The 9,343-nt window shown below is 67.4% G+C and carries 5 protein-coding genes; 1 reads left to right on the top strand and 4 read right to left on the bottom strand.

What is annotated here, in order from left to right:
- The first annotated feature begins 146 nt into the window (after positions 1–146).
- Positions 147–2,129 (top strand): TIGR02391 family protein, encoded by a 1,983-nt coding sequence (locus ACFYMM_RS42205; protein ID WP_388397663.1) that lies wholly within the window; start codon positions 147–149, stop codon positions 2,127–2,129.
- A gap of 409 nt (positions 2,130–2,538) precedes the next feature.
- Here the strand turns inward: ACFYMM_RS42205 and ACFYMM_RS42200 are convergent, their stop codons facing one another.
- The 4 genes from ACFYMM_RS42200 to ACFYMM_RS42185 all read right to left on the bottom strand — a co-directional run bounded on the left by ACFYMM_RS42200 (position 2,539) and on the right by ACFYMM_RS42185 (position 9,170).
- Positions 2,539–4,041 carry a nuclease-related domain-containing protein gene (locus ACFYMM_RS42200; protein ID WP_388397660.1) on the bottom strand — a complete coding sequence of 501 codons (1,503 nt, stop codon included), beginning with the start codon at positions 4,039–4,041 and terminating at the stop codon, positions 2,539–2,541.
- 227 nt (positions 4,042–4,268) lie between these two features.
- Positions 4,269–6,557, bottom strand: coding sequence for a hypothetical protein (locus tag ACFYMM_RS42195; RefSeq protein WP_388397657.1), 2,289 nt, complete (start codon positions 6,555–6,557; stop codon positions 4,269–4,271).
- The gene (locus ACFYMM_RS42190) at positions 6,550–8,616 is read right to left on the bottom strand and encodes a DEAD/DEAH box helicase family protein (RefSeq protein ID WP_388397654.1); all 2,067 of its coding nucleotides are present in this window, start codon (positions 8,614–8,616) and stop codon (positions 6,550–6,552) included. Before ACFYMM_RS42190 ends, ACFYMM_RS42195 begins: the two co-directional genes overlap by 8 nt.
- Positions 8,613–9,170, bottom strand: a complete 558-nt coding sequence (locus ACFYMM_RS42185; RefSeq protein WP_388397651.1) for a hypothetical protein — start codon at positions 9,168–9,170, stop codon at positions 8,613–8,615. Before ACFYMM_RS42185 ends, ACFYMM_RS42190 begins: the two co-directional genes overlap by 4 nt.
- Between the last annotated feature and the right edge of the window lie 173 nt (positions 9,171–9,343).

Below are 9,343 nucleotides of genomic sequence, written 5' to 3'. Positions count from 1 at the left end.
GGAGGCCCTGTCCGTATGCGCCACGCCCCCACGATCACCCAATCGGGACTCCCGTTCGACGCTCATCTCTCAAGATCGGAAAGACAACAACTACTGAGGAAGTCGCCACGGCGGACACCGCTAAAGTCCGCGACAAGGCAACCGTGGTGGCACGGCTGGAGACTTACGAGGCGACGCTGTCTTTCCTGAGAGCCGACGTCATCGAGTTGTGCACCGAGGCGGTCAGCCAGGGACGGTACGACGACGCGATCTTCGACGCGTTCCGCCATGTCGAAGGACAACTCCAACGCCGCACCGGACTGATCCACACCATCGGGGGCGAGCTGCTCAAGCAGGCCTTCCTAGAAGCGCCATACAAGATTCGGGTCTCCGAGAGGAAGCAGGATCAGCAGCGGCTCCACGACATGTTCAGCGCCGCGATCGGCCTCCACCGCGGAGACCGCGCCCACAAGAACAAGCCCAACCTCGTGTGCCGCACGTTGCCTGAATGCGTTCGCATCCTGGCCCATGCCTGCGTCCTGCTCGACCTTCTCGACCGAGACGTCGCCGTCGCCCCGACTGTCCTCGGCTACGCGCAGCGCGACGACACCCTGACCCTGCGCGTGGTGCGGGCCAGCCCTACCACCCGCGTCCTCATCGACGAGCGACCCTGCCGCGTACTGCGCCGCACCACAGAAACGATCACCGTGTCCACCGCCGGTATCCCGACCGACGAACACGACATCGTGTTGATCGACGGTTCCCTTCAAAGCCCGAGCAAGCCGATCTGGCTGGTCCGCGGCGCCGGCCAAGAAAATTGGTATAGGGTGGAAGAGGTCGACATCCCGCTGTACTCCGACCCGGACTGCACCCTTCCTCTGGATGCGACAGGCATCCGGCTGGCGACCAGCGAAGCAGGAGTGCGGGGGCAGCGCATCCTGGCGACCAGGAACACGTACACCCCAGGTGACTACGTCGGCTGGAGCTGGGACAGCACTACAACTCTGCCAACAGCATGGGCCCGAAATCGCACCGGCGAACCGCCGTTCGTCGTCTTCAACGCATCGGCACTCTTCAACGGTGACCCGAGGGCCGCAGCCCACCAGGCGCGCACGATGCGGGTCTCTCTGGAACCGCCCCTGATCAAGGCCCGCGTCAAGGAGGCACCACCCATCCGTGCACTGGCATGGAAGACGGACGGGACAGCCACCTGGACGGAAACAATCGAGACTCCCGCTATCCGCCCGGACGACAAGAAGATCGTCTCCTTCGAGAAGCAGTCTCTGCGCGTCCTGGCACCTGGCCGGTGCATGCTACGCCTTGAGTACGACGGCCAGTACGCCGAAGCCATTGTGGAGGCCGTCGCACACCCTCGGGGCACGGTCACGGAGTGGGTCACAGCCCTTCCCCCGGTCACCGATCTGGCCTTCACCACAAAAATGGGAGTGTTCATCGCGACTAGGGAAGCCGCCCTCTGGCACGTTGACCCGAAGACCGGCGCCTTCAAGCCAGCGGCGGGTGTCCAGCTCCGGCCCCCGAACTATGGCGGCATCGACAAGCTGGCGGCGGCGCCCAACGGAGACGTGGCTCTCCAACTCCATGGCGAGCCAGACCTCCTCGTCCTCACGGCCATCTCGGAGTTCAGCTCCAGCTATAGCGTCACCAAGCCAGAGCCCGGGCACACCATCACGGCATTCGCCTGGCAAGGGGAGGACCTGATCATTGCCATGCACACCCGGAAGCTGTGGCGCTACACCCATGACGGCCAGTACACGCTGCTCGGTCAAACCCCAACCGGACTCAAGCAGCTGACTGCAGAGCCAGGCACAGGCAAGCTTCTCGCCATCACAGGGCCCACGGAGCAAGAACAGCAGATCTGTCGCTTGGACCCAAACCGCCTTGACGAGATGACAGCTCTGCTGATCAAACCGCAGACGAACAATACGTTCGGCGCCCTGGCGACGGCACCCAGCGGAGACGTCTACGTGACGGACTTCCACGGGGGACAACTGCTCCGCCTCAACGACGGCGTGCTCGTGACCGTCGCCACAGACCTGAAGAATCCCGATGCGCTATGCATCGACGACAAAGGCACCGTGTACGTCGCGGACTTCGCCCAGCAGGCAGCGATCAGGCGGATCCTCCCGTAAACATCTCTCGACGCAGGGCCAGTGGCCAGTGTCACCCGACCGCGGGATGTCCGCATGGCAGGAGCTGTGCGCCGCCGGCGTCACGGTGCTGCGCCGCGCCACGGTGCCCTTGACGCCTGGCCATGGCAAGGCCGCCCTCGATGTGCTCCCCCGAGGCACCAGCTCAACGACGCGGGACGCCATGGGTCCCCGAGGGAGGAGACATCCTCGGGGCCCGGCGTATGAGTCGTGCTGTTCAACGCGGCGCGATGCCGACGCCACGCCCTCCACCAACGATGCCACTGGTGGAGAGCGTGTCGCCGGCCGGAGTGACATCCGTTGAGCCGGTCCAGCGTGCCGGATGACCAGTCTTGGCTGTTGACGGCAGCCGCCGCAGCGATGTCGGGGGAGAGGCGCTGAGAGGTAGTTCCTATTGGAAGGCGTGTGCGAATGTGTTCCAGGAGGCCTCGAGGATCTGGTTGCGCAGTGGGCTGCGCTGGCCGGTGATGGTCTTGAGCGCCCAGCCCTCGACGGCGGGGTCACGGACGGCCTTCAGGACGATGTCACTCATCGAGGGGTTCTCCGCGATGACCAGGAGTTCCAGTTCGTCAGCTGAGCAGATGAGCGTAGGCGTGGACGTGATGGGCAGTTCCTGCCGTACGGGGTAGCCCTGGGCCAGGTGGAAGGGTTCGAGCGTGACGACCAGTCCGATGATGGGCCGGTCGCTGGGGATAGAGGTGAACTCCTCGCGTCGCTCGCGGATGAAACGAGCTGTCCGATCGATCTGCTCGAACGCGTCTCCGATCTTTTCCTGGGCGGTTGAGACCCCTTCGGCCCACCCGAGCCGGTAGTCCTGGGTGGGCATCGCGGACTTCACCTCCACGATGAGCACCGCGTCGTCGTGCACGACGATCCAGTCCGCGCTCTTGCCTCTCTGCTTGCCGCGTATGCGGTGGTCGATTTCGGGCAGGACATCGGCGGTGGGCAGCAGTGCCAGCTGACTGCCGACGTACTGCTGGAACAAGTGGCCCAGGTCCCGGGTGAAGGCGGTGCGCCACCGGGCCAGGCCCGCGAAGTAGATGCCCGCCGGACCGGCCTTGCGGGGCAGGAGTGCCGGGACCGGGCACAGGTAACCCGGGCCCATCCCACGCACGAGCGGGTGGCTGGTGAGCGGGTTGTAGGCGTACCTGCGGTGGTCGGGCGTCCAGTTTGGGGAGCTCTTGGAGCGGGCCAGGACCCTGGCATGGTCCCTGCGTAGTTGGTCACGGTCAGCGGAGAAATGCCCGTCGACGAGGGTGAGCAGTTCCTCGCGGGGAGCGGCTTGCTCGAACTGTTCCGCTTCGGGGCCGTTATAGAGCCGGTCGGGCAGGAAACGGCCGCTGAACTGTGATGCCGCAACGTAGAGAAGCAGAGCGGTTCGGCTGTAGGCGGCCAGGTCAGTCCCGAACAGCTCCCGGTCCCAACCGGGTGTGATGCACTCGGGCCTGTAGTCCTGCGGGAAGCCTGCGTCGAAGATCGCCTTGGTACGGGCGAATTGCGGATACGCCTCATCCTGGTATGGGAACTGCAGGTTGGAGGTGAGAAGCAGGATCTCGCGGGCGGTCGCGCTGCCGGTGGTATGGCTGTGTGCGCCGACGGAGGCGTTGTAGAGGCTCACGAGTTCCCGGAGCTGGCGTGGTGTTGCATGGTGACGGCGCGGGGCATTGCGGGCGGTCAGCGACACCGACGCGATGTCGGCGAGTGCCCAGGGATAGTAGGTGATGCCCTCATCCGGGCGGTGCATCCAGCCGCGTCCGATTTCCGGTATGCCAAACTGCGCCGAGACCGACGCGATATGCGGGATGAGACTCTCCGGCGCGTAGCGCCGTACGCTCTTGACGTACCGCCGTTCCGGTATGACCTCGAATTCGGCATTATCCATGTCCTGGATCATGGCACTTCCCTTCATCCCCGCGCCCGCGAGCCCATGTCCTGGAGTGTCCACTTCTGCGACGAGACCGCAGCCGGTGCGCGGGCGCCTTTCCCGCCTGCTGCCGAGGTAGTCGGGAGACAAAGTGCACCAGGGAGCGGAGGAAGAGCCAGGGACGCCAGCCTGCGACGCTGCCAGCCTTCCTGCCGTCGGTGAGAGCATGACCCGGACTTGGTCGCCGCTCCTCTGGCTCAGTTGCGTCCGAGTAGGCGGTTGAGGAGTCCGCGTCGGCGTTCGGGCTGCACCGCAGGTGCTGGTGGCTGGTGCGGGGTCGGTGTCGGGGTGTTTGTGGGGGCCGGGGGAAGTGGAGGGGGTGTGGGCTGCGTGGCGGGTTCCTGTTCTGCCTCGGTGGTACGGGTGAGGGGGAGGGCGAGACGGGCCTGCTGGATGGCGGCGGTATAGGCCGGGTAGGTCAGGCCGTCGGGCCAGGTGTAGGACGGTGCGCGGAATTCCTTTTCGGTGGGGGTGCGGCCGAGGAGTTCTTCGAGCTGGATGAGGCGGGGGGCTTGGGCCACGAGGCGGGTCATGGCCCAGCTTCGTTGGAAGCCGGGCACGTCGCCGCTGGTATTGGTGACGTAGCGGCCGCCCAGCGCGTGGAACAGGTGGCGGCACAAGGCGGTGCGGTCGTAGGGCAGCAGGTGGATGCGTTCTTGCTGCACAGGGGTCTTCTCGCCGATGGCCGCGCACAGGGCGGCCAGGTCGCCGCCGAACCACCGGTTCGCGACGGGCGCGGCGATCCGGGCGAACTGCTTGACGGTCAGGGGTTTCCCGCGGCCGTTGGCCGCCCGGTTGAGCTCGCGGGAGACCTCCCGCAGCTGTCCTTCCCATGAGCCGAGTGCGGTCTCCAGGTATTGGCGGGCCCAGGCCCGGCGGTGGCGGGTGGTGATGTCGCGTAGGAGGAAGAAGCCGTCGCGGCGCTGGCCGACGGTTGTGGTGGCGGTGATGGTGTGGCCGTCGGGGTGGGCCATCTTGATGGGGCGCTGGATGTCCTGAGGCGGTCCCAGGCGCTGGTCTGCGTCGGCGAGTTCGGTGAACAGGCTCAGATCGACCGGGGTACCGGTGGCCTTCAAAGCGTCGGTGCGGCGGGCGTGGTAGTCGGCCAGGCCGTGCAGGTCGCTGCGGGCGTAGGGGCCTTCGCAGATGTACCACGCGCTCAGGGCGATTTCGTACCAGAACGTGAGCGCGGGCCCGAACGCTTCGGCCATGCTGGCCTGGGGCAGCAGCGCGGAGACCAGGCGGTCGGGGTAGCGCGGATGGCATTCCGAGCTCCACAGCTTCTCGGTTTCGGCGAGGAGCTGCGGCGGCAGGACGCGCTCGTAGACGGGGGTGGGGAAGGCTTCGTCCTCGTCTGGGGGGATCCAGGGGTTGCCGACCAGCTCGAGCAGCGGCGGTTGGCCGGGGCGCTGGGCGGCGTGGAGGGCGTCGAAGGTCTCCCAGTAGCGGCGCAGCACGGTGATGCGCTGCTCGATGGGGGAGCGGATCTCGTCGCTGCCCAGGTAGCTGGCGACCATCGAGGCGACCTGCTCGACCGGCAGCTGCTGCCGTGCGGCGATCTGCTCGACCTTCGCGGAGGCGCGCACATATAGACGGGGAGTGGGGAGAGCCGTGACGATCTGTTCGTCGTCGGCTGGCTGCTCGCCCAGGTAGTCGAGGAACGCTAGCCAGTCGCCGTCGAAGAACGCGGCGAGGGTGGGCTGCAGCGCCTTGGTGAGGACGGTGCGGGCGGTAGGGCGGCCCTTCTTCGCCTTGAGGTAGTACCGCTGCAGCAGCACCGCCAGCTGGGTGGCGCGCCAGCGGGCGATGGCGGTGGTGTCGACCGCCGGCGTGAGCGCGTGGACCAGGGCTTGGCGGGCGCTGATCTGCTGGTCTCCAGTCAGGCGGGACCAGCCGCCTCCCGGGCGCAGCCGGGCGAGCGCTGTTTCCACGGGCGCGGTGAGCAGGCCCAGGGCGCGGTAGCGGGCCCCGGCGTCGGCCCAGGCGGCGTCGGCTGCGGTGGGCTCGAGGGCGCCGGCCTGCGGTCCGCGGAGGGCCAGCGGGGCGAGCAGGTCGGTGGCGTAGGGGATGAGCAGCGCCCAGCAGGCGAACGCGTCAGGGTTGCCGGCGAGTGGGGAGCGCGCGGAAACCATGGCGGCGATGTTCGCGGCCCACCGCGGGTTGCCCGTGTAGTAAGCGGGCAGATTGACCGGGCCTGCTTTGACCACGGTGCTCTCGGGCAGCCACCAGGCACCCTTGGCCTGCTGCCTTGCGAGGTCGAACCAGCCGTTCATGGCTGCGCGCGGCGACGGCGGCAGGCGCAGGGAGAAGTGTCCGTCGGCGGACAGCTCCACCGGCGTCGTGCCGGTGAAGCTGGTTGTCATGACGGTCGCGGCCAGCTCCTCGAAAGGAGCGAAGCGTCCCTCCTGTCCGTCGGCACGTTCGGCCGCGAGGAAGGCGTCGGGGCCGGTGGCGGCCGCGAGTGTGCGGCCGAGGCCGTCAGTCATGCAGCGCTCGTACGACGTCGACGTATTGCTCGAACGACACGGGGCTGTCGGTGCCGGCCGCATACAGTGCGTAGCGCTGGGCGAGGGCTTCGCGTTCGCGTTCGGCGCGCCGGGTCTCGACGCGCTCGGAGTCGTGCACGACGCGGCTTGTGATCTCGCCGCGTTCGAAGAGCACGAATGCGTCCATCCTGCCGGATTCGTCGCCGCCCCGGCTGCCGGGAAGCGGACCAGTGCCGATCGGTTCGGGCGCGTCGTCGGCGACCGTGCCGGTAGCCGGGTCCATGTCGTTCTCGGCATAGAGGGTGTCCAGGTGGTCGTCCAGGCCGAGCTCGGCGTGCAGGACGATGTCGAGGAACTGCTGCTGAGGGCCCACCCGGCCCTGTAGCGAAGGGTGAGACAGGATACGGATGCCGCGACCGATGAACTGGTAGAACTCGCTGAAGCTGCCGTAGGGGCGCATGGGCACCACCAAGCAGATGGGCGGGAAGTCATAGCCCTGGCCCAGCATCTTCAGCTGCACGACGCCATCCAAGTCTCCGGCGTCCGACTCGAACCGATCGCGGACCTTGGCGACGGCCGCATCGGTCATCGAGTGGTGCAGGACGTCGCAGGCGATGCCGTGCTCATTGGCCAGGCACGCGATCTGTTCCGCGTGCTGGCGGCCCATAGCAGCGAACAGCACCCGCGGCTTGACCGGGAACAGCAGGTCGCGCTGCTGGTCGAGCAGGCGTTTCACGACGCGCATCACCTGGCGGATGGGCTCGGTCGACCTGGCCGTGATGCGCGAGAGCTTGCGCTCGTCTTTGAGGAGGGCCAGCAGCTCGTCCCGGCCGGTGATCTCCTCCCGCCGACCGTCCGGCCACACCAGCTCGTAGGTGGTGGCCGCGCTGTCGGGGGTGAACCGGTGCATGCGCAGGTTCTTGGCGTTGCCGTCCGCGATGGAGTCGATGAGGCGGTACCGGTAGACCACCTCCGCATCGATTGGCTTGCCGTCCAGGCGGGTGAAGCAGGCACTCATCAGCACGACGCGCGCCGAGGCGAAATGCGCGAACAATCGCTGGTAGGACTCGGCCGCCGCGATGTGCGCCTCGTCGACGACGATGAAGTCCACATCGTCTGGGCCCAGCTTGGCCAGCAGATCGTCGGGGTTCTGCCCACTGCCCAGGGAGTGGAAGTTCGTGACGATGACGTCGGCGGCCAGCAGCTTCTGCTGATCTACCTTGCGAACACCCCCTGCGTCCCGGTCCACCGTGAGCACTGACGGCGGCCGGCACCCCGGGATCAGCGGCCCGCCGTGCAGCCCGTAGAGGGCGTTACCGACAGCCCGGTGGTCCAAAGCAGTGTCGAACGTCCCGCGGATCACGTTGCCCGGTGTGACGACCAGCGCGCGCCTGCGGGCCACGGCGAGCAGAGCGGCCACCCCCAGCGCGGTCTTGCCGGCGCCGACGCTCATCACACACGCCGCCTTGGTGCCGCCGGCTGCGTAGAAGTCCTTCAGCGCGGCCAGCGCCTGCTTCTGGCACTCGCGCAACGTCCGCACATCGACGGCCGCCCGCGCGAGTGTGAAGTAGTCGCGGTCGCCGACCATGGTGCTGATGCGCGGCGAGGGGCCGAAGGCGGCCCGGGGATCGGGGTCCATAGCAGGTGTCTCCACGAGCGGTTGGGCGATGGCAAGCAGGGCCAAGGCGGGGTCACGGGCCATGACCGCCTGCAGTTGGGCGACGCAGCGGGCGGTGTTCGTGCGGATGGAGTCGTAGGAGAACCGGACCACCGCGTGCCCAGCAGCAGTGATGTCGTTCTGCCGCAGCCGGTCGCGGGTGAACGCCCCCCGGCCGCTATGGGCCGCGAAGCCGTCGAGTTCGACCGCAACCTGCAGCCGGTTGCCCGCCAAGAGATAGTCGAGCCGGTAGCAGTGCCCGCCCACGTCCAGCGGCGCCTGCGCCCGCACCCGATCGACGATGGCCGGATGAGCCGCAGGGGTCAGCACCCATCGCACGAACGCGTACTCCAGGAACGACTCGCTGGGTAGGACCTGCGCCAGACCGGGATGCCCCGTCATACAGCCGCGTCCTCAGCGGCCACACGCGCTGCCCGCTCCCGCGCTTTGCGGACGCGGGGCCTGTCACCGGCCCCGACGCGTTCGGCGACCCCCACCACCCACAGGGCATCTGCCAGCAGCCCCTCCGTGAGGTACATCTCCAGCAGCCAGTCCACGGCCCCTATATAGACGTATTGGCCCTCTGCAAACGAGACCGCGTCCGGAACGGCCAGGGCCAGCTGCAGATCCAGGCGGCACAGCCGCTCGATCTCGCCAAAAGGTCCCGGACTTGCCTGGCGTCGCTTACGCAGCTCCGCGACCGTGCTCTGCAGCGCGTAATGGTAGTCCGACCCCTGGCCCGGGAGCTCGAGCACCTCCGCGAGGCTCACGAGCAGCTCAGCGGTCGAGACGTCTTCCGTGAGCTGTAAGGCATGCTGCTGAGCCGGCGACTGGGTGGTGTTGCCCCACCACAGCGAGGGCTCACGCCCCTGGAACCGCTTGATCCTTGGTTGTTGTCCCCAACCAGCGGCCCGTAGCCGGTCCATACTCAGACCGGCAGGAGGCTGATAGACCACACCGCGTACCGCAGCTAGCCGCGCGTACCACCAGGGTGCCGCCACAACCCCCCCGTTCCAGAGCCCGCTTCCGCATCCTGGCAGGTATGTGAAGGTGGTGTGATGGCCAACGACGCTTCGTAATTAAATAGTTGCCGTGGTCACAGAGTCATGGTCCGTGCAGTCAGCAGCGC

This window comes from Streptomyces sp. NPDC006739 (assembly GCF_042869815.1).
Taxonomy (GTDB): domain Bacteria; phylum Actinomycetota; class Actinomycetes; order Streptomycetales; family Streptomycetaceae; genus Streptomyces.
This window is presented reverse-complemented; position numbering and strand designations above follow the sequence as displayed.